Origin of the sequence: Haladaptatus sp. DYF46, assembly GCF_021083305.1 — an archaeon.
In the GTDB taxonomy this organism is placed as follows: Archaea; Halobacteriota; Halobacteria; order Halobacteriales; family Haladaptataceae; genus Haladaptatus.
The window spans coordinates 167,593-190,602 of record NZ_JAJFAY010000002.1 but is presented as its reverse complement, the minus strand read 5'-3'; the positions used below and the strand labels follow the sequence as shown (position 1 = coordinate 190,602).

Genomic DNA, 23,010 nt, shown 5'->3' with positions numbered 1-23,010 from the left:
GAGATGCGGCGAGGCGACTGACGAAAAAACGCGGTTTAGGTCCCGTTCAGGACTGGTGTGACCCCGACTGCCGGGGAACGTACGGCTTGCGCGGTTCGACGGAGATGCTGCTGACGGGCAGTTCCTGCTCGTCCAGCACGGCGTGAATCGTGCCGAGAAGCTCTTTGTCCACGTCGTCGGCGTCGATACCGCGGAACCGGAGGCCGACCTGTTTGATGGCGGTACGCTTTTCTTGAGAAGGTTCGTTGTCGGACATGCTTCGAGCCTATCGAAGCACACGAGGTCAGTGTTCTGACCACTGGCCTTTCGGCGGAACCCCGTCTGCTTCGTCCGACATATCATATTGCGAGGAGTTAATTCTATCGGTTTGGTGGGTCATTGGGTGAAAAATTCGGCCGCTGGGACCGCAGACGTACGGCGTTATTCGAGCAGGAAATCGTCGTGGTCGAAGGGTTCCTCCTCGCCTTCCACCGCGACGACGTCCAGCGCGGTCACGTCCGCGCCGACGCCGAGCAGACCGGACAAACTCGGTTCGGTTCGTCCCTCGTCGCCGCTGACGAGTTCCTTGATGTACAGGCCGCCCTGTCCGTGAACCTCGACTTCGCCGTGGCGCTCGTCGTCGAGATGCCCTTCGATACTGTACACCTCGCGTACGCGGGTGAGGTTGGCTCGGCGGTGGTCCACCCGGTTCGGGGTGAACTGCTCGATGGTCGCGCCGTCCAATTCCTCGACGGCTTCCGCGAGGGCGGACTCCGTGACAGGTTCGTCGAACTCGACCTGTGCGCGGTAGGTCTTGCTGGCGTCGTGGCCCTTCACGCGCTCGACCATGTCATGCGTGGCGAGGCGAAGTCCCTCGACTTCCGCCTTTCCGTCCGCGAACTCGTTGATTTCGCGTTCGAGCTCGTCCGTGTTCGGGTTCCGTCGCCGGGGCTTTTTCACCTCGATGGCGAACGGGCGGCCCGTCCCGAGCATCAGCGCGTCCACGTCCTCCCGGCCCGCGCCGTGGAAGATGGCCTCCTCGCCGTCCATCGCGTCGAGGACCGGTGGCGTCGTGAGTTGTTCGACGCTCTCGTCGTAGAGGAATCCGCTGCCGCCACAGTAGTCACACGGTTCCTCGCCGCCGCCCTCGGCGAGTTGCTTTCCCGACCCGCCGCACTCCCGGCAGGGCCACTTCGTCTGGGGGATGTCGCGTTCCAGCTTTCGATAGCGACCGAAGACGAACGCCGGGTTCACCTGCACATCCACGTCCCCACGTTCGAGGTTGAGGAGTGCCAGCACGTCCGGGCGCTCGAAATCGACTTCCGTGTCGGTGAGTCGCCCGACCCGTTTGCCCACTTCGCGGTTGAACTCCGATTTGAACAGTTCGCCGGCGTCCTCGGGGAGGTCGGCCAACTCGCGGAGGAGACGCTCGTTCTCCTCGACCAGCGGCGGTGCACGCGTCCCGACCTGATACGTCTCGAATCCGATGTCGGAGAGGGCTTTCGCAACCCGTTCCGCGTAGTCGTCGTACTCGTCGGTGAGTCCCTCACAGACCCAACACTCCTCGTCCGGCTCCTCGAAATCCTCGTCGTCCTCCAAGGCGACCGCGACACGGAGGGAGTGACCCCGCTCGTCGTTCGTCAACCCGAAGCTTCGGTCGGCGAACTGCCGACCCAGACAGGCATCGCACACGGGGTCCTCCGCGATGACCCGCCGCGCCGCCGAAAGTACGTCCATGTCTCACCCGTGGGAGTCACGCGGTAAACCGGTTTCCGATTCGAACGGCGAACCGGACGGCCCGACCATCGAATCCTTATAGTGTCACTATTCTGACAACAACTATAGAATGATGTAAATCAGTCAAAAATGACATTACATCGGAAAAAACAGTGCTGCAAACTCATTTGTCAAGGCGTATACGCTGGCTGTGTGAGGAATCGAAGGGGCTATATGCGTGGTGACGCAGTGTGACGATATGCCTTCCGAGCCGCCGTTTGTCTCCGTTATCATTCCTGTCTACAACGATCCACGGGGCATTCGGATGACTCTCGACGCCGTTCTCGATCAGACATATTCGGCGACGGACTACGAAGTGTTGGCCGTGGACAACGGTTCGACCGACGAGACGCGGGACGTTATCAGGAGCTACTGCGAGGAGTATCCCGACCGTGTGCGACTCTTGGTGGAAGACGAGATTCAAGGTCCCGCGGCCGCTCGGAACACGGGGGTCGCCGAAGCGAAGGGGGAACTGTTCGGATTCATCGACGCGGATATGACCGTCGAGGAGACGTGGCTCGAACACGCGGTTCAGTCGATGGAGTCGAACGACTGGGACTACATGGGGTGTAACGTCGAGATCTACGTCGAAGAGGACAAGGACACGCTCACCGCCAAATACAACCAGATCTTCGGCTTTCCGATCCAGAAGTACATCGAAGAACAGCATTTCTCGGGAACCGGATGCCTCTTCGTCCGCAGAACCGTGTTCGACGAGGTGGGGAACTTCGACGACCGACTGTTCTCCGGCGAGGATCAGGAGTTCGGCAATCGGGTGTACGACGCCGGATTCGGTCAACACTACCAACCCGCGATTACGATGTATCACCCCGCCCGCTCGTCGCTTCCCGCGCTCCTGAAAAAGCACTTCCGTCTGGGTCGTGGCCGGGCGCAGATGCAACGCTACCATCCCAGCCGGGTACAGAAACCGAGCCTTCTCAACCCACGAAACTACCTCCCGCCGCATCCGGTTCGATTCTACAAAAACGTCACCGAAAGCACCTCGCTGTCGAAGGCCGACGTGGTCCTGCTCTTTTTCATCGCGTACCTGAAACGCCTCAGCGCCACGACGGGCTGGGTCTACGAACACTTCGGCGAAGGCGAGTAATCAGTCCTCGTCGAACGCGCGTTTGAGCCCCAAACCGGTGACGCCCGCGAGGCCGGCCAGAACGCCGAACCCGGGCTGACCGCTGTTGTTTTCGCTCCTTCCTCCCGAGTCAGTCGACCCGCCCGAACCGGGACTCTCCTGGTCGGTCCCGGTTACGGTCGCCCCCATCGGCTGGCCGTTCGCGGCGTACGTCGGTATCGTCTGCGCTTCGAGGCCGACGTAGTTGCCGGAACAGGTCTGCGTGTTGTTGATGATGAACGGCTGTCCGATTTGGATCTCTTCCTTGTTTCCATTCGTGTAGAGGTCCGTTCGCACCGACTGCTGGGACGTGCTCTCCTTGCCGAGGTTGTCGATGAAGACGCCGTTATACACTCGCGTTTCGTTCGCGTTCCAGTTCGGGAACTCGCACGTCGAGACGACGTCGGGACTCGCCTCTTTTTTCTTCACGTCGGCAACGATGACGAACTGCCCGGCGTAGTTGTTCTCGAACAGGTTCGACTGCCGGGCGACCATCTGTCGCGTCGTTCTGTTCCGCGCCGTGTCGGTCGTGGTTCCGTCCTGTGCCGTTACCGCCGTCGATGCGAGGGTCGCACCGACGACACTACTCGCTCCCGCGAGGAACGTTCGCCGTGTGTATCGTGTCTCGTCAGTCATTGTTTCATCAGGTGAGTCCGGCGTCGATACGACGACTATCTGTCACGTAAATGCTGGGGCCGACGAGGGAGGCGGTGTGAAACTCGCCCGTCACCGACGTTCAGAAGCGACTTACGCTCGCCGGGACGAGTGGGGATATGCGACAGTTCATCGTTCTCGGTCACGACGCTCCGACGACGCCCGATTTCTCGCTCGACGATTTGGCGGGCGCGGCGGGGCGACTCGACGCCCTCTGTCGGTGCGTCAACAGCGCGTTCTTCCTCTCGCACGATTTCCGAAGCGACGTGCGCCTCTTTCTGGTCATGCAGGACGAACTGACGATTCGCTTCGAGGGGAGTGAACTCCGCCGTCTCAACCCCGACGAGCGAAGCACGGCGGCGCTCATCCGCACGGCGTTGGAGGCGAAATCCGAGGCCATCGGCCACATGGAAGCCGAAAGCACGCCCGGCGTCTTCGTCTCGAAGCGCGATTTCGAGACGATTCTCTCCGAGGCGAGCGGGAAGGCCACCGTGGTCGAACTGCACGAGGAGGGAAGGCCCGTGGTCGACCTCGAACCCCCGGAAGATCCGTTGTTCGTCCTCTCCGACCACGGCGACTTCACCGACGAGGAGGCCGACCTGCTGGCGGAAGCCTCCGACGCGCGGGTCAGACTCGGACCGTCGCTCCTCCACGGCAATCACGCCATGACGGTCGCTCATAACTACCTCGATACGGACGGCTACGCCGACTACTGACGCCCCCGTTTCGCAACCGTTAAAGGTGGGTGACTCCATCTTTCAATCGCGGGCCGGTGGGGTAGCCTGGTATCCTTCGGCCTTCGGGTGGCCGTAACCGCGATTCGAATTCGCGCCGGCCCACTACCTTTCCCGCACTCACCAAACACCGAGCGACAGCGAGGTGTTTCGAGTGCGGGAAAGTGGATCGCCAAGCGAATTCGAGCAAACGAGACGCAGGCCCGGGAAGCGAACGCGAGTGAGCGACCCGGAACGTCTCGTCCGGTTCGAATTCGCGTCGGTCCATTCTTATCCCCACACTCAACGCCGACGAGCGGACCGTTTTACATGCGCTCACATGTATTCGCGCCGGACCGTCCCTATCGCCGCGACGCTCGAACGCACAGAAACGTCGGTCGTTTCAACCTTTTTTCGTACGATTCCGGCTTCTTCTCCTCGAACGCCGGCGTCGGTGTCGGTTCGACCAGTTCGTCCAGTCGGAAGCCGGTTTCGGCGAGCGGGTTGACGATCTCCGAAAGCGGTCGATGGTAGAACGGAACGTCGACGTCCCCACCGTCGGTCGCCCACGTCATCCGCTCTCGCTCGGTTTCGAAGTAGTTCACTCCCTCGTACGCGAGGTAGTCATCGAGCGGATGGTGGGTCGAAAACGCGAGGAACCCGCCCGGTCGGAGCAGTCGGGCGAACTCCGCGAAAGTTTGCCGCAAATCTTTCAGGTAATGCAGTGAAAGCCCGCTGACGACACCGTCGAATGAACCGTCGTCCGCGATGTCGAGCGGCTCATCCAAATCGGCCCGATGAACGGTCGCTCGATCGCCGAGTCGTTCCTTCGCTCCTTCGACCATCTCCTCGCTCGCATCGAGGGCGACGACGTCCGCTCCGTGGTCGAGCAACCACTCCGAGTACCGACCGTAGCCGCATCCCGCATCGAGGATTCGTTTTCCGTCCACCTCCGGAACGAGGGCTACCATCGCTGGAAACTCCAGATCCGCGCAGTAGGGATCGTCTTCGTGTTTCTCGTACGTCTCCCCCAGTTCGTCGTATGCGTCCTCCGCGATGGGTTTCTCGTCGGGCGGCATGGATACGTTCGTGTGTCAGTTTCCATCGTAACTGTTCCGATTCATATTCGTTCGTGCTCACACATCGACGAACGACACCGACGAGCGGAGCGGTTCGAACCACCGAGTCATCACGGTTAACCCCGCTCCATCCGTAGTCCCACCAACATGAGCGAGGGAATCGAATTCGACATCACGAACACGGAGGAAATCGCCGGACAGCGGGATGAAGTCGTCGCCGCGGTCACGGACCACGCGGGGACCATCGCGCGCGAACTCGCGCTGTTGCAGGGCGGGGATTACGGGCAGGAGACGTTCAAAACGAGTGCGGGGGAGTGGACGCTCAAGTACGAGGCAGGGGACATCCAGTACCTCCGCTTCGAGGGGAAGGCGGGCGGCGAGACGTACGTCGTCTCCTCGAAACAACCGCCGGACCCGGACGACCTCGCGACGGCGATGCGGGATTACGACGCGTTCGTCGCGTCCTACAACGCCCACGTCGAATCCAAGGAGGGCGTCTTGGACGACGTCTCGACGGACTTCCCGAGGGTCGAATCGACCGACACCGTCGTCTCCGAGCGAAACCGCGTCGTCGGGCGGATTCGGGAGGTTTCGGACGTGATGGCCGGCGAACTCCATCGCTACGACGGCGTCGATTACGGCACGTTCACGGCCCGAGTCAACGGCAAGCGCTGGGAGTTGAAACGCGAGGAGAGCAGGGCGTCCTACCTCCGCGTCGGCGGACAGGGCGGCACGTATCTCGTCTCGCAGTACGAACCGCCGTCGGCACCCGACGTCCGGGAACTCGCGGATGACTTCAGGGGGTTCGTGGAGGCGTTCAACGACCACGTGGACGAACTGGAAGCCGACCTCTCGAAGGTCTCGTTGTAACCCACAGCGTCAATTTTCCAACCGTTCACCGAACGCACAAATCCATCCCCGATGAGTTTCGATTATGAACTCCGAAAGAGTAGCGGTCGTGACCGCCGCCGGTCGCGGTATCGGTGAAGCGTGCGCACGAGAACTCGCTGACGACGGTTACACGCCCGTCCTGTTGTCGAAATCCGGTGCCGCGGTCGACGTCGCCGAGGACCTCGGCGGCGTCGGATTCGAAGGTTCCGTGACGGACACCGACGACCTCGCCGCGCTGGTCGAGGCCGCGACGGAGCGATACGGACGCATCGACGCGCTCGTGAACAACACCGGCCACCCCGCGACGGGGGACCTGCTGGACATCTCGGACGACGAGTGGCACGACGGACTCGATCTCGTCCTCCTGAACGCGGTTCGAACGGCGAGGCTCGTCACGCCGGTCATGCGGGAACAGGGAGGGGGGTCAATCGTCAACATCTCCACTTTTTCGGCGTTCGAGCCGAGCCACGAGTTCCCGGTTTCCTCGGTCCTCCGTGCCGGACTCGGGAGCTTCACGAAACTGTACGCCGACCGCTACGCCGACGACGGAATCCGCATGAACGCCGTGCTTCCCGGCTTCGTGGACAGCTACGAGGTGGACGACGAAACACGGGCGGAGATTCCGATGAACCGCCCCGCGGCCACGACGGAAATCGCGGATACCGTCGCGTACCTCGTGTCACCGTCTGCGAGTTACGTCACCGGACAGAACATCCGCGTCGATGGTGGTCTGACGGATTCGGTCTGAGTGCGACCCTCTTTTGCCGGGGACGGGGCGACTCACGCACTCTCGTTTCCGCTCGCACTGCTGTCGCTCCCGCTCGTTCCACTTGCACTCCCCCCTCCGGCGTCTGCTCCACTCTCGCTCGTTCCGTCCCCGCTTTCGCCCGACGTTCCGCCCCCGGTGTCCGTCGCTTCGGGGGTGCTGTTCGCCGTGCTCTCTGCGGACGTACTCGACTCTCGTGACGTGCTGGACGCATCGGTCGTCTCCTGCGATTTCGTCGTCCGTTCGGTCGTCTGCTGCCGAGCAGTTTCCGACTCCTGTGTCGTTTCCCGGGTTTGTGTCCCCGTTTCGGTTTCCGTCCCGGTCGTTTCCGTCGTCGGGCGAAGCTTCCGATTACACGCTTCCGTGTTCGGGTTTCGCTTCGATATCGTCGGCTCGGCGCTTCCCGACTCGTAGGCGGCGACGGTGACGATGACGAACCCGGACTCCCCGACGTCACCGACGTTCGACCTGTCTATTTGCGTTCGACCGCTCACCGGCCCGATTTCGTTGTACGAGGTGGCAAGCCCGTCCGACGCGTACCACGACGTATTGATGGTCACCCGCTCGAAATCGCCCGTCACGACCGCCCGTTCGCAGCCCTGAAATTCGATACCCTTCGACCGTGTTCCGTTTTCGTCTTCCATTTCGTCACCTCCTCCGTCTCCCTCTTCGCCTCCATCCGTTCCGCCGCCTCCCCCGCCGAGTTCGTCCGGGTTCACCCGTCGCCCGTTCAGGTAGACGGTCGCGCCGCCGTCGATTTCGAACGCGGTGAGGTCCCCGGAGAATCGGTAAGCGTCTCCGCCGCCCGCGACCGCTCCTCGGGCGCGGTTCCCGGACAGTTCGTCCTCACTGTCGACGGTGACGTACCGGTCGGCGATGGGCGCGCCGTCGGCGTCCCCGCTCTTCGCTAGTTGGCCGCTCACGGCGAACTCGTACCGAATGACGGTACCCGGACTGCCGCCGAAGATGACGAGGTGGTTCGGCAGTGTTCCACTCGGTGCACCCCCCTCGCGACACCACGGACCCGCATACGGATTGACCGCCGTGAACTTCGCCGGTTGCCCCGGCGTCTTCAGTTTCCGGGTATCGAGGCTCACCGAGTCGATCGCGAACGGATAGGGGTCGTGTTCCGCTGTTGGATGCAGAACGGTGGTTCCGCTGACCGCTCCCGGGAACAGCCAGTTCGTACCGAGTCCCGCCTCGTCCCAGAAACTGGTGTGTAGCCGAACCCCTCGGAACGTTCCGGTCACCCGCGCGGTGTTGCAGTCGAGGAACTCGACGGGCGTTCTTGCGGCGGGCGCGTCGCCGAGTTCGTCCGGTCGAACCTTGCGACCGTCAAGATAGATGCCGACCTCGTTCTGCCGGGCGGACGAGAGGGAGACCCGAAATCGGGTAATCCGTCCCGTGAATCGATATGCGTCGCCACCGCCCGCGACCGCTCCGCTGGCGTGCCGTCCTCGGTTCGAGATGCTATCCTCCCCGTCGACGGTGATGTATCGGTCGGCGATGGACGCACCGCCGCTGCGCCCGCTCTTCTGGAGTCGCCCGCTCACCGTCAGTCCGTACTCGATGACGGAATCGGGGCTGCCGCCGAAGATGACGATGTGGCTGGTCGTTCCGTTCTCGTTCGTTCCCCCCGCTTCGGCCGTGGACGTCGTCCGGACCGATCCCACCGTCCCCACTGCCCCGGCCGTTACCGCGAGTACCCCGCGTCTGCTGATCCGCTCGAGATTCATGAATCCCGAAAGGATTCCACGCCGAGTCGAATAAAACACGACAACCGTTCTCCCGCCGAGGCGAGCGCAACGACGGCTTACCGGGGAATTTTTGACAACCGTAGCGAATCACAGTTCCAGCGACATTCGAAAACCGAAGTGCCTTTGCGTTCGCTCGGAACAAATCCGATATGGCTCCCCAGAACGACCCGCTCGCGTGGGAGACGCTCGAATCAGGCGTCGCCTACTCGTGTCCGGGGTTCGACGTTCGAAACGAGGAGGTCCGCCTGCCGGACGGCACCGAAACCGACTTCGACTACCTGACGGAACCCGAAAGCGTGGTCGTCCTCCCGTTCACCGAAGACGGTGACGTCGTCGTCATCGAGGAGTGGCGACAGGCGGTGTCGCGCATATCGCGAGGATTGCCGGTCGGCGGCGTGGAACCCGACGACGAGGAATTGGCTGCCGCGGCCAGACGCGAACTCGTCGAGGAGACGGGATACGAGGCGGCGCGGGTGCGCCACCTCACGACCGTCGAACCGGCGAATGGGTTCGCGGACAGCCTCCATCACTTCTTCGTCGCGTACGGCTGCGTGCCGAGCGGCGAGCAGGAACTGGATTACAACGAGAGCATCCGGTCGAGGACGACGACGTTCGAGGCGCTCCGCGAGGAGATAGCCGCCGACGGCGTGTACGACGGTCGAACCGTCCTCGGCGTCCTCTACTACGAACTCCTCGGCGAAGGCGAGACCCCACCGCGAGCGGAGGGTTGAACAGGGAGGACGCGGAACGAAACGTATGTACAGCGTCGTGGGTTGTAACGGCTGTAGCAACCTGTGGATAGTCGACGGACGGCCCGAAACGACGCGGTGTCCGCGCTGTGGGAAGCGTCGAACCTTCGAGAAACTGAAGAAGTTCGTGAAAACGGACGACGAGGATCACGCTCGCGAGGTGCGTGCGTCCATGCTCGCCAACCGGCAGGGACACGGCGAGGCGTTCGCCGAACTCGACTCGTTCTCCGAGATGGATTCGCGGGCCGACGAGGCCGGAATGGACGACGAGGAGTTCCTCGACCGTTCCGGCGTCGATTCCGAGGAAGTCACCGAGGCCGCGAACCGCGACGCTCGTCGAAGTACCGGCACGAGCAAAAAACAGGTGGTTATCGACGCCGTCACGACCCTCGACAGGCCGACTGAAGGGGAAGTGGTCGGATACGCGAGCGAACGCGGGGTTTCGAGCGAGTACGTCGAAACGGCGCTCGCCAAACTCGCTCGGCGCGGCGAAATCAGCGAGACCCGCGGGCGATATCGTCGGATGTGAACCCGCATCCGGTATCCGTCGGCGTCGAAGGGACGGCCCGACTCAGGGGAGTGCACCGGTCAGCGCCTTCCACACGGCGACGAGCAACGTGACGACGGTGAGCAACAGTTTCAGGAACTGAAGGACGTAATACGCTCGGGATTTCGTTATCGGTGCGTCCCCCTTGGTGGGGGCAGTTGCCATTGGAATCACCATTGTGTGGCACGCCGCGAGTCGCTCCCACGGGTGCCGAGTAATAATCGTCCTCCAATACAATAAATTTCCTGCAATAACAGTTTGGTATTTAATGTCGAAATCGCTATCGACCCAATTCCTCGTGGGCGCTGGAGAGGTGCCGGGACGCGAGCGCGGCGAGGAGGGAGAGTTCGCCGGCGAGCGCGCCGACCGTGATGATTTCGGCGAGCGCGTCGGCGTTGCTTCCGGCGGGGTCACCGCCGCCGCGGAGGCCCAGAACGTCGAGCGCTTCCGCCTGCGTGGGTAGTTTCGTGCCGCCGCCAACCGTGCCGACTTCGAGGCTGGCGATGCTGACGCTGGCGTAGAGTTCATCGTCGCGGGCTTCGACGGTCGTGATGGCGTTGCTCCCCTCGACCACTTGTGCGGCGTCCTGTCCGGTCGCGAGGAACGCCGCCGCGACGACGTTCGCGGCGTGGGCGTTGAACCCGAGTGCCCCGGCCTTCGCGCTGCCGACGAGGTTCTTTCGCGTGTTCGCCTCCTCGATGGCCTCCGGCGTGGTGTGAAGACGTTCCTCGACCGTTTCGCGCGGGACGTGGACGTCCGCCGTGACGCTCCGCCCGCGGCCCTCGATGGCGTTGATGGCGGCCGGTTTCTTGTCGGAACAGAGGTTCCCCGACAGCGCGACGAGGCTCGCCGGGGTCTCCTCTTCGACGAGCGAGGCGGCTTCTCGCGTCGCGATGGTCGCCATGTTCATCCCCATCGCGTCCTTGGTGTCGTAGACGAACCGCAGGAACACGGAGTCGCCGACGACGTAGGTCGTCACGTCCAGCAGTTCCCCGTGGTTGGTCGTGGATTCGGCGACCTCGGCGAGCGCGTCGCGGTTCTCCCGAACCCAGTTCACGACCGCTTCCGCCTCGGCGACACCCTCCACACGGAAGACGGGTGCGCGGGTCATCCCCTGTTTCGTCACCCGTGCGTCCGCCCCACCCGCGGAATCGATGACGGAACAGCCACGGTTGACGCTGGCGAGGAGCGCCCCCTCCGTCGTGGCGAGCGGGAGGTGGTACTCGCCGTCGGCCGACCCGCCGCTGACGGCGACCGGCCCGGCCACGCCGAGCGGAACCTGAATGGTCCCGACCATGTTTTCGATGGCAGTCTCGGCGTCCTCGGCCGGGAAGGCGTACTGCCCGACGGTATCGAGCGTCGCATCCGTCTCCGATTCGAGGAGTTTCCGGCGCGTCGCCGCCGCCGTGTCGTGGTCCGCGTGGTCTTCGAGTTCGTGCAGGCGCAGGTCTCCCGCCAGTACCCGCTCCGCGAGGTCGTCTGCATCGGTCATGATTCGCCGGTTGTCGTTCCACCCCCTAACAGTTGCCCATTCGGTCGAGGCGGTCGCCGCCGGTCGACCGAATCCTCGAGCGTCACCAAGAACCGGCCAGCAACCATTTTATCCGTCGTGGATGTTCTGTCCGTATGGAAATCAGACCGGCGACTGTGGACGACGTGAGCGACGTTCGCCGTATCGTTCGTTCGGCGTGGGACGACTCCTACGACTTCCTCTCCGAACGGGAACAGGACGTCGCGTTCGAGGAGTGGTACGGTTCGGACCGACTCGAAGCACAACTCCGCGACGACGATGCGATATTTCTCGCGTCAGTCACGGACGGCGAACTGGTCGGGTTCGCGTACGCCACCACCGATATCGACCCCGAACGCGTCGGAGAGAGCGAGATACGGAGCATCTACGTCGACCCCGACGAGTGGCGGACTGGCGTGGGAAGCGACCTCCTCGCCGCGATAGAGGACCACGTAAGCGAGCGCGGGTTCACGCAGTTGTCGGCCCCCATCTTCACCGAGAACGAACGCGGACGTGCGTTCTTCGAGGCCAGCGGCTTCGAACGGATCGAAGAGCGCGTCGTCGACCTGTTCACGGGTGGGACGTGCGATGCGGTCGTCTACTACCACCAGTTTTCGAAATGAGGGAAACGGGTCGTTTCGGGTGTCATCGCCGAACTTGCTGGCGGCGAGAGGCTTAACACCCATCCACCCGTAGCGAAACCGTGCACAGGTCGCGTCTCTTGCTCGCCATGGCCGCCGTCTTCGCCGGAATCACGGTTTCGATGGTTTCGCTGGGATTCGCGTACAACCCTGTTCTCATCATTTTTGCGGTCCCGTTCGGCATCACGACGGCCATCCTGTGGTATCACGCCACGGGGCGACTCGCGAAGAAGGTCGAACGTGAGGCGTACCGAGAACCGCGTCGGGGGTTCGGCCCGTCGCCCGGTGCGGCACGCGAGCAGGCCCGACAGCAAGCACGCGAACGAGCGCGTTGGCAAGCGGCGGGAAGGGGTCGAGCACGGACCGGTGAGAGGGCGACGGGCGGGCGCGCTACGGTCGGCGGACGGCCCGGCCCGAGTCCGAAGGAGGCCTATCGAATCCTCGGCGTCGATGCCGACGCGGACGAGGATACGGTCCGGCAGGCCTACCGTGAGAAGGTGAAACGCGTTCATCCCGACCGAGCGGACGGGAACGAAGAGGCGTTCAAACGTGTCAACAAGGCGTACGAACGCGTTCGCACCGACCGCTGATTATCAGTCGCGGTACTGACGGACGAATTTATTACGGATGGTTCATAACACATCTCGTACTAAACCATGCCGACACTACCGACCCCGGCCATCGGTCCACGTATGTGCCGGAATCTGTCGTTTTATCCGATACCTCCAAACCTTTGTCGAGAGGTTGTCATCTGATGCGACCCCATAGAGCCGTTTCACTGCTCGTCGTCGCCGTCCTCCTCTGCTCGCTCCTCGTGGGACCGATTTCGTTCGTCGGCGCGGCCGGAAAAAGTGCCACCTTCGAAACGCGATCCCCCGGCGACGACCGCGGCGACGTGATTCCGATCACCGTTCACGCCTCGAAAGCGGCGACGGTCAACATCGGGTCGCCCGACCAGGGGTTTTGGGTGCAGGTGAACGTGACGAAGGGCACCACGACGCTCGACCTCAACACGTACCGGGCCGACGACCCGAACGAGACGATTTCGTTGCGAAAGGGCGGAATCAGGGGAACGCCGAACGTGCGGATTCCGTCGGAATCGGGGCCGCTCCAACCCGGCGTGTACGATATGAACGTCATGATCGGTGGGGTCACACAGGACATCGGTTCGTTCACGGTCGAACAACGGGAGACGGGCGACGCGTGGACGGGAGTGTTGCCGACACCGGAGGCGGTGAATCCCGACGAGTTCGAAACTCCGGACGACCTACGGAAAGCGGCGTCAGCGACGGAAAACGGGACGGTTGCGAAGGGCGATCAGTTCGTTCTCGCCGTCAACGTGTCCGGGATGTCGGGGTTCCTCCACAAGTCGATGCTCGACGGGAGCGGGGAGAACGTCAGCGTTCACTTCCGCGAAACGAACGCGCATCGTAACACCGTTCCGAACGAGTTCGACGGCGACGAAGCGACGCGGATGATGCTCGACGACGAAAACGACGTGTTGTACCTCGTTCTCGACACGGATGAACACGACATCGAGGCCGGAGATGCGTACGACGTCGCGTTCGAAATCGGCGCGGAAAACGGATTGGTGACGGAACCGGAGCGGGCGACGACGACGTTTTCGGTCGAGGAGCGGCGCGTCGCGTTGGACTACTCGGGTGACGTGCTGGTCGTCGAAGATCAAACTAGAATCGGTGGAACGACGAATCTCGCGCCGGGGACGACGGTGAACGTGACCGCCTACGATACGGGCAAGAACTCGTTCTTCTGGCCGAAAACGGCGACGGTGACGGAGGAGCGGACGTTCGGCTCGACGTTCGATTTCGGCGGCGTCGAACCGGGGACCTCCTTCAGTATCGAACTCCGTGACCAAGACAGGACCGTTACCGGCGTCGTCGCCGCAAGACAGACGACGTCCGCGACGACGACTACGACGACTACGGTGACAACCACGACGACAGAACCTACGACAACCACGATGACGGAGACTCCCACGAACACGACGACGGCGACTACCACGACAATGGCGCTTCCGCCCGTCGAGACCGAGCAACCCATCACCGCACAGTCGGTTTCGGAGGGTGACCTGCCGGGATTCGACGTACCTGTCGCGCTCGTGGCGCTCGTGGCGGGGGCCGTTCTCGTCCTTCGCCGGACACGATGAACGTGTCCGATGGTTTTTATACTATGATTGACCATATCTGCACAAAACGGGAGGCCCGCTTCAGACCATGATACGACAGATTCCCGACGAAGAATTCCCGGAGTTCGTCGCCGCCCTCTGGAAGAAACAGGGCTGGCAAACGACGGTGACGGAGAAGTCCGGTAAATCGTTCGTCGCCCTCCAACGCAACGGTGGGGAAGGGCTCATCTGGGCCGATCCCGAAACGGGTGAGAACGTCAGCGGACAGGACCTCCAGCAGTTCGTGAGAATCTGCCAGAAGTACGGCGTCGATGAAGGTGCCGTCGTCACGCCGGGAACGTTCAGCGAGGACGCGGAGAAGATCGGCGAGCAGGCGGGCGTCCAGTTGGTCGACGGCGAGAAACTCCGAACCATCGTCGAAGCCCGCGAACTTCACGACCTCGTGGAACGGTTCGTCGAGGGCGGAGACGGCTCCGACGGAGACGGTGGAGACGAGGACGGGTTCTCACTTCCCTTTTCGCTTTCGGACGGAATACCGCGGAAAGCGGTGGCCGGCGTCTTCGTCGCCGTCCTCGCCATCGTCGCCGCTGCCGTCGTTGCGCCCACGATTCTCGGCACCGGCGGCGACGTACGGACCAGCGGCGGGTGGAACGTCACCGCGAACTCCACCGCACCGAGCGACGCGACGGGCGCGCTCGACGTCGGGTGGAACACGAAACGCGTCTCGAAGGTGAACCCGGAACGCGGCAACGGCGTGTACAAACCGGATGACGGAGAGGAATTCCTCCTCGTCTCGATGAACGTCACGAACTCGGGGAGTGACTCGCTCGGCCTCCGACCACAGGACTTCGCGCTCCGATCGAACGGAACGCTTCGAGGGTACCAGCCACTCAACGACACCGAGGGGTTTCAGCCGAGCGTCCTCGATAGCGACGAGTCGGTGAGCGTGTGGTTCGTCTTCTCCATCGACGACGACGCGACGAACGCAACCATCGTCACGACGGGGCGACTCCGACGTGACCACGTCCGAACGAAGTTCACCCACGACGAAACGCTGGCCGTCGAGACCTAACTATAACTCCCGAGCGCATCGTACCGATGCCGTGTAAACCAGCCTGTAACGCGGGCAACCCTTTTGACCTGTGGTCCCTAATTCGCCTCCATGAGCGCCGACCGCGCCGCCTTACAACGCGCTCTCGACCGAGGAGAGCAGGAGGGCGGCAGCGTGGAGTTCAAGGAACGACTCACGAGGGAGATCCACCTCGCCCACGGGCGAATGGAAAGTCTGGCCGCACAACTGCGTCACCGTGTCCTCTCCGGTAACGGCGTGGCGACGTACGTCGTCGGCGTGACCGACGACGGCGGCTTGGCGGGTATCGACCCGGACGCGTTTTCGGAATCGATGGACGTGTTGTCACTGCTCGCCGAGGAGGCGGGTGCACATATCGAGGACGTGCAAACGTGGGGTATCGACGCGAACGAAACCAGCATCCGCGCCTCGACGCGGAACGGGAACGGCGGACTGGTCGGCGTCGCCACGATTCGGGAAGGGGCCGTCCTCGACATCGACAGCGAACACATCGTCGTCGGCACGGCGGGTCACGTCGACCACGGGAAAAGCACGCTGGTCGGCAGTCTCGTCACCGGACAGGCGGACGACGGCGAAGGCGGGACTCGGGGCTATCTCGACGTGCAACCGCACGAAGTCCAACGCGGTTTGAGCGCCGATCTCTCCTACGCGGTGTACGGCTTCGACGACGAGGACGGACCGGTCCGCATGGACAACCCGCATCGCAAATCCGACCGCGCGCGGGTGGTCGAGGAGAGCGACCGCCTCGTCTCCTTCGTGGACACCGTGGGCCACGAACCGTGGCTTCGCACCACCATCCGCGGCCTCGTCGGGCAAAAACTCGACTACGGGTTGCTGACCGTCGCGGCGGACGACGGTCCGACGAAGACGACGCGCGAGCACCTCGGCATCCTGCTCGCGACCGAACTCCCGACCATCGTCGCCATCACGAAGACCGACGCGGTGAGCGAGGAGCGCGCCACGGAGGTCGAACGCGAGGTCGAACACCTGCTCCGAGAGGTCGGCAAAGTGCCGCTCCGCGTCGAACGTCACGGCGTCGACGTCGCAATCGAGGAGGTGGACGAGAACGTCGTCCCGATTCTGCTGACCAGCGCGGTCACGATGGATGGACTCGACGCGCTCGATACGATGTTCGAGCGACTGCCGAAGACGACGGCCGACAGCGGCGAGTTCAAGATGTACATCGACCGAAGCTACAGCGTGACCGGCGTCGGCGCGGTCGCCAGCGGAACCATCAACTCCGGGTCAGTCGAGACGGGCGACGAACTGCTCCTCGGTCCCATGTCGGACGGGCAGTTCAGGACCGTCGAAGTCCGTTCCATCGAAATGCACTATCACCGCGTGGACGAGGCCAAGGCGGGTCGAATCGTCGGCATCGCGCTGAAGGGCGTCCGGGAACCGGAGATCGAACGCGGGATGGTCCTGCTCCCGCCGGATTCCGACCCCGACCCCGTCCGCGAGTTCGAAGCCGAAGTGATGGTGCTCAACCATCCGACCCGAATCGGAACGGGCTACGAACCCGTCGTCCACTTGGAAACGGTCAGCGAAACCGCCGTCTTCGAACCCGAGGGAGGCCACCTCCTTCCCGGCGACAAGGGCACGACGCGGGTCCGATTCAAGTTCCGACCTTACCTCGTCGAGGAGGGACAGCGGTTCGTCTTCCGTGAAGGACAGAGCAAGGGCGTCGGCACCGTGACGAACGTGAATCCGAACGAGTGATCGAACGCATAGTCGAGTTTCTGGAGTTTTTACGATAGCACGTGGTACACCGGTAGCGCAGCCTTCATACGTCAGAACGGCTTTTAAACGGAGGTTGAAAGGATGAAGACGCAATACTACACATCGACGAGTATCGACGGGTATCTCGCCGACGAGAACGGGTCACTCGACTGGCTCTTCCAGTTCGGGGAGATCGATGAGATAGAGGGTGCGAAGGACGACTACCCGGAATTCATAGAACAGGTTGGGTCCTTGGCGATGGGCTCGGTGACGTACGAGTGGCTCATTGAACACGAAAATCTACTGGAGAATCCGGAACAGTGGCCGTATGAGGTTCCGGCTTGGGTGTTTAGTAGTCGGGAACTGCCGGAGATCGACGGCGCAAATATTCACTTCGTGCAGGGGGATGTTGCCCCCGTCCATGCGGAAATGGTGGAGGCGGCGGCCGGAAAGAACGTCTGGCTCGTCGGCGGGGGTGATCTCGTCGGACAGTTCCACGAGAACGGTCTCCTCGACGAAATCATTCTCACCGTCGCACCCGTCACGCTCGGTTCGGGCGCACCGCTACTGCCGCGCAGGATTACCGACCCGCCGTTGAGACTGACGAACGTAGAACAATACGGTGACATCTTTGCGGTTTTGACCTACGAAGTGCAGTAACTCGATGAGCTACTTGGTCAGGCGTCCCGCCTTCTCTCGGAATCCGATAACCGGAGAGGATGACGCTCGGTCCGAGGAGTCGAGGTCCATGAAAACGGATCGGTCACGGAACCGTCGATACATGGCCGAGAAACCGCTCGATATCACGTTACAGGGCGAGCCGAGAAATTGTTTGGAATTCCGTCGGACCCCCCGAATCGGGGCCGTGCCACCCTCCGTATCTACGGCATCCGCCACGGCCGTTCCGCGAGCGGATGAAGCGTCTCGAACGCGAAATCGGGGACCGGATCGGGCGTCACGTCGGGGGTCGCTGGAACCCACACCGCGCCGATTCCCGCGGCTTTCGCGCCGGGGATATCGGTGTCGAGCGAGTTTCCGACGTGCAGGGCTCGTTCGGGTACGGTATCGAGTTCGGAGAGCGCACGCTCGAACGGGTCGGAGTTCGGTTTTGCCGGCGTATCGTGGCCCGCAAACACGACAGTATCCGCGTACCGTTCGATACCGAGCGCGGTCATCTTCGTCCGTTGCATCTCCGGGGCACCGTTCGTAACGATGCCGATTGCGTGCTCCTCGGCCAGCGCGTCGAGCGTTTCCGACGCATCCGGCAGATACCGAACCCGAGAGTGGTCTCGAACATCCGCGAACGCGGCCGCGACCCGGCGTCCCGTCTCGTCATCGTGGCCGTTTTCCCGCGCGATTGCCGCGAAACAGTCTGCTCGCTGTTCGTCCACGCTCAGTCCCGCTTCGAGAAACTCGTCGTAACGGGCGTGGTACGTCGGAACGTCGAAAAACGGGTCGACTCCGACGCGGTCGAACGACGTTGCGAGTACGTCCTCCGAACGTTGTTCGTACTCCAACAGCGTATCGTCCAAGTCGAAGAGCAGCGTGTCGATAGGCACGCTCCATACGTACGCGACGGGTCGGTAAAAATGGGGACGCCGCATTCGTCTCGCCTCGTGTCTGGACTCGGAATCCCTCGCGGACGTCGATGTTACGGGATCCGTTTTTCCTCCCGACGCGAGAGGCTCATCGATACCTGTTCTCCGCTCACCACTTCGGGGATTATCACCTCGTCGGCACCGGCCTGCCGAGCGAGCGATTCGTACGTCTCGTCACCGGCCCGGACGATGAGTTTCGCTCCCGGTTCGAGTTGGGTCGTGGCGATGATGATCTGGATGTTGACGTTGGAGTCGTCTATCGCGCCGATAACCGTCTCCGCCCGCTCGACGCCCGCATCGGCGAGAACGTTCTCGCGCCGTGCATCGCCGTTGACCGCGAGAAACCCGTCGTCGATGGCCCGCCGGTATCCCGTCTCCTTCGTCTCTATCACCACCACGTCGCGGTCCGCGTCGAGTCGGGCGGCGATGGTCTTTCCAAACGTCCCGTATCCGCAGATGATGACGTGGTCTTCGAGGCTGTCGATTTCGCGTTGGGTTTGCATGTATCGTAATTCCTCGTGTATCTGCCCACCGAACGCCGCCGAAACGAACGTCTCGCCGATCCAGAGTCCGACGACGACGAGGCCGGAGAGGATGACGATGGCGTAAGATTTGACGAGCGTCGCGGGGCCTTCGTGCGTCTGGAAGTGCAGTTCGATACTCGTCGGGTCTATCAGCCAAAACAGCGCGTCCACGACGCCGACGCCGTGAACCGTGCTGAACCCCGCCACACCCGCCACTACGAGAAACGCGAACGCCGCCACCGGCCGCAACAGTCGGCGTAACAACGTTCGGCGGACGAACGCACCGAGGGGGATGGATGCGGGTTTCATGGTGCCGTGCTATCGTCTTTTTCCGACTGGTTCGTCGATTCTTCCCCGCTTCCCCCCACGTGACGGAATCGTGTCACGATGGCATCGAGGATCCGACTCACAGAAATCGTGCAAGTCGTTGCTTTTAATCCATATTCCTTCCTATTTGCATTGTTATTCACGTACTGTTTGACTACACCGGGCACGTATAACGGTACTCACTGCAAAAACAGTATTTTATAACGCCGATTATACTGTATAATGAGGAGTGCACACCCGACGGGGGACGCGAAACGCGGGGTGCACTGGGGTGCGTTCGAGCGGAACCGCTCTCGCGTCGATTTCCCGTCCCGTCTACTTACGCCGATAGCCGTCGTCGGACCGCTCCGCGAGACCCAACAGCACCGCCCACTCCAGCATATTGCCGACGCGTTCGCGCCAGACTTCTTCCACCCGCGTCGGGTCCTTGTGGCGTTCCCACGTCGGAATCTCCTCGCCGAACTCCTCGAAGACGGCGTCGCTGTCGAGCGGTTCGTCTTCCGGCAGCGCGCCAAGGACAGTTGAGACGCCGTACACGCGCGTTCGGAACGCTTCGGCGAGTTTCTCCTCGTCCGGGTCACGGCGCAGGCGAACGAACCCGCTTTCCGTTTCCTCGGCCAATTCGAGCGCCCGCAGAAACGTGAGCCACGTCCGCGCGGTGTCCCGGCTTTGGAAGCCGATTCGTCGCATCAACCGCGCACAGCAGTCGTCCTCCGTGCCGGGGACCAGCGGCACCGCACGCTGGACGTCGCTCACGAAATCGAGGTCCTCGGGCGCTTCCGGGACGGGTTTGAACTTCACAGGTCGAAGCTCTCCGCCAGCAGGTCGTCGTTCGTCTCACCGAGGACGTGCGTCGGTCCGTTTACCACGTTCACCGTCACCTGCGCAGGGGCGAAGACGCTCTCGGGAATCTCCTCGAAGTCCCACCCCTCCTCGTCGAAGAACGTCTCGAACGTCGTGCCGTACTCGTCACCCGCCGTCGATGGCAGTTCGTCGAAGCGGTCGAACTCCTCGTCCACGGTGAGGTGGACCTTTCCGCCGTACGCGAGCGCGTCGTTCGTCCGGCCGATGGCCGTCTCCTCGTCGTAGCTGATGGGTGCGACCGGCGCGGACCCCATCGCCGAGCGGACGTCGAGCGGGTCGTAGCCGAGTTCGGTCAGGCGGAAGACTGCGAGTTCGGCGGCACGGGACGCGACGGTGACGCTTCCCGCCATGCTCCCGGTGGCGAACGTGGGCAGGTAGACCGAGTTCGGTTCTACCTCCGCGAGGTCGGCGACGTGTTCCGCCACGTCCTCCGCCGGAAGTGTGTCGGATTCGACGGCGAGGACGGCGAAGTCGAACGCGTCCGTGTAACCCACGCGGCGGTACTCGTCCTCCTCCGCGACCAACGCGCGTGCGGGACCGCTTCCGAGTCCTTCGAAGTCCTCCACCGTCAGTTCCCATCCCGCCTTCTGCGAGCAGAGCAGGGCGACCGCCGGGTGGTCCGTCGTGAGTTCGACGTGCGGTATCGGCGCGCCCGCGACGTCGTCCATCCGCGTCTGTATTGTCGCCAGTCCGGCCGTCTGGAGTTCGGCGAGGAGCAGTCCAGCCTCCATCCCGCCGGTCGCTTCGACGCCGAAGTCGAGAACGGTCGCCTCGTTGTCCAGTTCGTACGCGGCGACGTTCAGTTCGTCCGCGAAGTCGATGGTCTCGTCCACGAGTTCGAGCGCCATCCGGTTGAGACTCTCCATGTCTCGGGATTGGTGGTCATCCGGTAAACCGTTCCGGGTTCGCGGCCGCGTCAGCGCTCCCGTTTCGCTTCCCGCCCCAATTCGGCTTCGACCGCGTCGACTTTTTCGCGCGCCCGTTGGTCACGCGCTCGCTTGTCGTCGATCTTGAGGACCGTACTCACGCGGTCGCCGTCGACGGCCTCGTGGGCGGCTTGTGCCGCCGCGAACAGTTCGTCCGCCGAATCGGCTTCGATGACGGTTCCCATGGGATTCGTCTCGTAGGACACGTCGAACTCGTCGAGCGCGTCGACCGCCTTCGCGACTTCGCTCGCCATGCTTCCCTCCGTGACCGGTGCGACCGACAGCAGTGCGATTACCGTCATACGTTCCCCCTCGTTCCCGATCTCCCTGAACGTGTGGGTTGCACCGGAGCTTCGGACGACGTGCGAAAAATAACCCGTGACCGAACCGCTATCGCGTCGATTGCGGTCCCTGTTCGTATCGCCGCGGTTCCGGTTGCGGTGCTTCCGGATTTTGATTTTGGTTTTGCGGCGGTGCTTCCGGTTCCCTCCGCCCGTTGGTCGACTGTATCGGCTCCCGCTGGAGGTGCGCTTCGAGGAACCAGAGGTATTTGTCCACCTCGCGCGAGAGTTCGGTCAGCAGGTCGGCGGTATCCTGATCCCCATGTGAAATCGCGGCATCGATGCCACCCCGGAGGTTCGCGGCGTGAAGCGCGAGGTTGTTTGCCAGCGCTTCGACGTACTCCAAACCGGTCACGGCGTTCGTCCGTATCTCGGGGATCCGCGAGTTCGTCGCCGCCATCCGAACCGTTCCCCGCGCCTCGCCGCCGAGTGCGGTCGCCCGCTCCGCGATATCGTCGCCGTGTTCGAACAGTTCGTCCGCCAACTCGTCGAACAGCAGGTGGAGTTGGTAGAAGTTCTGTCCCTTCACGTTCCAGTGGGCGTACTTCGTCTGCGTCAGCAGGTCCGTCGTGTCCGCGAGCGTCTGATTCAGCAGTTCCACGAGCGCCCGTCGCTCGTCGTCCGCGATGTCGTTTTGTGTGAAGAACATCCGCGCTGGCCGTTCGTCTTGTGTGTCACTCATTCTCCCCCACCTCGATACTCAGAAGGACGGATTCGGGCAAGAGTATTGTGGGCAGTTTTGTGACGTTTGTACTGTCACTCCTTCGAGCTCACTTCCTTGCGTCCAGTCAAATCGTCCGGGTCGAGATGGAAGTGACGAAACGTCACGTCCTCGGGCGGTCGTTCGAAGATGTCCACCAGCGGAATATCCACCTCCCACATGCGCTGGGCGACGGCCGAATCGTACGGCAGGTCGGCCACCTCCTCCAGATACCCGCTCGCGACGACGCTCCGATATCCCCCGTCCGTCTTCTCGTACGTGACGAACGAAATCGGGTCGTCGAGCAACGCCTCCTTTTCGCTGTTCGGGGGAAACGAGAACCGGAAGTAGAAATCACCCGTCTCGGCGTAGTAGCCGTACGATATCGGTAACGTGAACGGCGGGTCCGAGTCGGGCGTCGAAAACGAGACGACACCGGTTCCGCCGATTCCGAGGAAGTCGTTCAGCTCTTCGTCCGTCATCTGCACCCACCGAAGCCCCTGCATGGGTGTGGGTACTACTCACTGGTAGAAAATTGTTGGCGGGTCCAATGCGTGAACGGGAGAAGTGCGCTGGCTGGGATTGTG

26 protein-coding genes and 1 tRNA gene are annotated in these 23,010 nt (G+C 62.7%); 13 read left to right on the top strand and 14 right to left on the bottom strand.

Annotation, left to right across the window (positions count from 1 at the left end):
- Positions 1–46 precede the first annotated feature (46 nt).
- Together LJF34_RS12080 and LJF34_RS12075 are read right to left on the bottom strand one after the other, a co-directional pair.
- Positions 47–256, bottom strand: coding sequence for a hypothetical protein (locus LJF34_RS12080; RefSeq protein WP_231185264.1), 210 nt, complete (start codon positions 254–256; stop codon positions 47–49).
- Positions 257–420: 164 nt separating this feature from the next.
- Entirely contained in the window at positions 421–1,716 is a 1,296-nt protein-coding gene (locus LJF34_RS12075; RefSeq protein ID WP_231185263.1) for a tRNA pseudouridine(54/55) synthase Pus10, read from the bottom strand.
- A 238-nt stretch (positions 1,717–1,954) separates the two neighbouring features.
- On the opposite strand from LJF34_RS12075, the gene LJF34_RS12070 reads away from it, so the two are divergent.
- Positions 1,955–2,863 (top strand): glycosyltransferase, encoded by a 909-nt coding sequence (locus tag LJF34_RS12070; RefSeq protein ID WP_255666006.1) that lies wholly within the window; start codon positions 1,955–1,957, stop codon positions 2,861–2,863.
- Here LJF34_RS12070 and LJF34_RS12065 read toward each other — a convergent pair whose 3' ends face one another.
- A complete protein-coding gene (locus LJF34_RS12065; RefSeq protein WP_231185261.1) occupies positions 2,864–3,517 on the bottom strand; it encodes a hypothetical protein in 654 nt (217 codons plus the stop codon). It lies immediately after the preceding gene.
- Between the two features lie 137 nt (positions 3,518–3,654).
- On the opposite strand from LJF34_RS12065, the gene trmY reads away from it, so the two are divergent.
- Together trmY and LJF34_RS12055 are read left to right on the top strand one after the other, a co-directional pair.
- Positions 3,655–4,251, top strand: coding sequence for a tRNA (pseudouridine(54)-N(1))-methyltransferase TrmY (gene trmY / locus LJF34_RS12060; RefSeq protein ID WP_231185260.1), 597 nt, complete (start codon positions 3,655–3,657; stop codon positions 4,249–4,251).
- A 50-nt stretch (positions 4,252–4,301) separates the two neighbouring features.
- A tRNA-Pro gene (locus LJF34_RS12055) sits at positions 4,302–4,374 on the top strand.
- A 236-nt stretch (positions 4,375–4,610) separates the two neighbouring features.
- Here LJF34_RS12055 and LJF34_RS12050 read toward each other — a convergent pair.
- Entirely contained in the window at positions 4,611–5,327 is a 717-nt protein-coding gene (locus LJF34_RS12050) for a class I SAM-dependent methyltransferase (RefSeq protein WP_231185259.1), read from the bottom strand.
- Positions 5,328–5,474: 147 nt separating this feature from the next.
- Here LJF34_RS12050 and LJF34_RS12045 point away from each other — a divergent pair, with 147 nt between their 5' ends.
- Positions 5,475–6,197, top strand: a complete 723-nt coding sequence (locus tag LJF34_RS12045; protein ID WP_231185258.1) for a hypothetical protein — start codon at positions 5,475–5,477, stop codon at positions 6,195–6,197.
- Between the two features lie 64 nt (positions 6,198–6,261).
- Positions 6,262–6,966, top strand: a complete 705-nt coding sequence (locus LJF34_RS12040; RefSeq protein WP_231185257.1) for an SDR family oxidoreductase — start codon at positions 6,262–6,264, stop codon at positions 6,964–6,966.
- Positions 6,967–6,998: 32 nt separating this feature from the next.
- Here LJF34_RS12040 and LJF34_RS12035 read toward each other — a convergent pair whose 3' ends face one another.
- The gene (locus LJF34_RS12035; protein ID WP_231185256.1) at positions 6,999–8,720 is read right to left on the bottom strand and encodes a hypothetical protein; all 1,722 of its coding nucleotides are present in this window, start codon (positions 8,718–8,720) and stop codon (positions 6,999–7,001) included.
- 170 nt (positions 8,721–8,890) lie between these two features.
- Between LJF34_RS12035 and LJF34_RS12030 the strand changes: the two genes are divergently transcribed.
- Both LJF34_RS12030 and LJF34_RS12025 read left to right on the top strand, forming a co-directional pair.
- Complete coding sequence (locus LJF34_RS12030; RefSeq protein ID WP_231185255.1) at positions 8,891–9,472, top strand: NUDIX hydrolase; 582 nt, start codon at positions 8,891–8,893, stop codon at positions 9,470–9,472.
- Positions 9,473–9,497: 25 nt separating this feature from the next.
- Positions 9,498–10,019: a DUF5817 domain-containing protein gene (locus LJF34_RS12025; RefSeq protein ID WP_231185254.1), complete on the top strand. Its 522-nt coding sequence runs from the start codon at positions 9,498–9,500 to the stop codon at positions 10,017–10,019.
- A 42-nt stretch (positions 10,020–10,061) separates the two neighbouring features.
- Here LJF34_RS12025 and LJF34_RS12020 read toward each other — a convergent pair whose 3' ends face one another.
- On the bottom strand, positions 10,062–10,202 hold the full coding sequence (locus LJF34_RS12020; RefSeq protein WP_231185253.1) for a hypothetical protein: 141 nt from the start codon (positions 10,200–10,202) through the stop codon (positions 10,062–10,064).
- Positions 10,203–10,317: 115 nt separating this feature from the next.
- The gene (gene hmgA, locus LJF34_RS12015) at positions 10,318–11,529 is read right to left on the bottom strand and encodes a hydroxymethylglutaryl-CoA reductase (NADPH) (protein ID WP_231185252.1); all 1,212 of its coding nucleotides are present in this window, start codon (positions 11,527–11,529) and stop codon (positions 10,318–10,320) included.
- Between the two features lie 134 nt (positions 11,530–11,663).
- Here hmgA and LJF34_RS12010 point away from each other — a divergent pair, with 134 nt between their 5' ends.
- From LJF34_RS12010 to LJF34_RS11985, 6 genes are all read left to right on the top strand, one after another.
- On the top strand, positions 11,664–12,170 hold the full coding sequence (locus LJF34_RS12010; protein WP_231185251.1) for a GNAT family N-acetyltransferase: 507 nt from the start codon (positions 11,664–11,666) through the stop codon (positions 12,168–12,170).
- An 80-nt stretch (positions 12,171–12,250) separates the two neighbouring features.
- On the top strand, positions 12,251–12,778 hold the full coding sequence (locus LJF34_RS12005; RefSeq protein ID WP_231185250.1) for a DnaJ domain-containing protein: 528 nt from the start codon (positions 12,251–12,253) through the stop codon (positions 12,776–12,778).
- A 164-nt stretch (positions 12,779–12,942) separates the two neighbouring features.
- The gene (locus tag LJF34_RS12000; protein WP_231185249.1) at positions 12,943–14,355 is read left to right on the top strand and encodes a BGTF surface domain-containing protein; all 1,413 of its coding nucleotides are present in this window, start codon (positions 12,943–12,945) and stop codon (positions 14,353–14,355) included.
- A 67-nt stretch (positions 14,356–14,422) separates the two neighbouring features.
- Entirely contained in the window at positions 14,423–15,406 is a 984-nt protein-coding gene (locus tag LJF34_RS11995; RefSeq protein WP_231185248.1) for a restriction endonuclease, read from the top strand.
- Between the two features lie 90 nt (positions 15,407–15,496).
- Positions 15,497–17,143: a GTPBP1 family GTP-binding protein gene (locus LJF34_RS11990; protein WP_231185247.1), complete on the top strand. Its 1,647-nt coding sequence runs from the start codon at positions 15,497–15,499 to the stop codon at positions 17,141–17,143.
- Positions 17,144–17,245: 102 nt separating this feature from the next.
- Positions 17,246–17,803, top strand: a complete 558-nt coding sequence (locus LJF34_RS11985; RefSeq protein WP_231185246.1) for a dihydrofolate reductase family protein — start codon at positions 17,246–17,248, stop codon at positions 17,801–17,803.
- Positions 17,804–18,024: 221 nt separating this feature from the next.
- On the opposite strand, the gene LJF34_RS11980 is transcribed toward LJF34_RS11985, so the two are convergent.
- From LJF34_RS11980 to LJF34_RS11950, 7 genes are all read right to left on the bottom strand, one after another.
- A complete protein-coding gene (locus tag LJF34_RS11980; RefSeq protein WP_231185245.1) occupies positions 18,025–18,702 on the bottom strand; it encodes an HAD-IA family hydrolase in 678 nt (225 codons plus the stop codon).
- Between the two features lie 92 nt (positions 18,703–18,794).
- Positions 18,795–19,574 (bottom strand): NAD(P)-binding protein, encoded by a 780-nt coding sequence (locus tag LJF34_RS11975; protein WP_231185244.1) that lies wholly within the window; start codon positions 19,572–19,574, stop codon positions 18,795–18,797.
- A gap of 333 nt (positions 19,575–19,907) precedes the next feature.
- Entirely contained in the window at positions 19,908–20,393 is a 486-nt protein-coding gene (locus tag LJF34_RS11970; RefSeq protein ID WP_231185243.1) for a hypothetical protein, read from the bottom strand.
- Positions 20,390–21,322 carry a methenyltetrahydromethanopterin cyclohydrolase gene (gene mch, locus LJF34_RS11965; RefSeq protein WP_231185242.1) on the bottom strand — a complete coding sequence of 311 codons (933 nt, stop codon included), beginning with the start codon at positions 21,320–21,322 and terminating at the stop codon, positions 20,390–20,392. Before mch ends, LJF34_RS11970 begins: the two co-directional genes overlap by 4 nt.
- 50 nt (positions 21,323–21,372) lie before the next feature.
- Positions 21,373–21,684: an MTH1187 family thiamine-binding protein gene (locus LJF34_RS11960; protein ID WP_231185241.1), complete on the bottom strand. Its 312-nt coding sequence runs from the start codon at positions 21,682–21,684 to the stop codon at positions 21,373–21,375.
- An 88-nt stretch (positions 21,685–21,772) separates the two neighbouring features.
- A complete protein-coding gene (gene dps, locus LJF34_RS11955; RefSeq protein WP_231185240.1) occupies positions 21,773–22,405 on the bottom strand; it encodes a DNA starvation/stationary phase protection protein Dps in 633 nt (210 codons plus the stop codon).
- 74 nt (positions 22,406–22,479) lie between these two features.
- Entirely contained in the window at positions 22,480–22,929 is a 450-nt protein-coding gene (locus LJF34_RS11950; RefSeq protein WP_231185239.1) for a pyridoxamine 5'-phosphate oxidase family protein, read from the bottom strand.
- Positions 22,930–23,010: the final 81 nt, after the last annotated feature.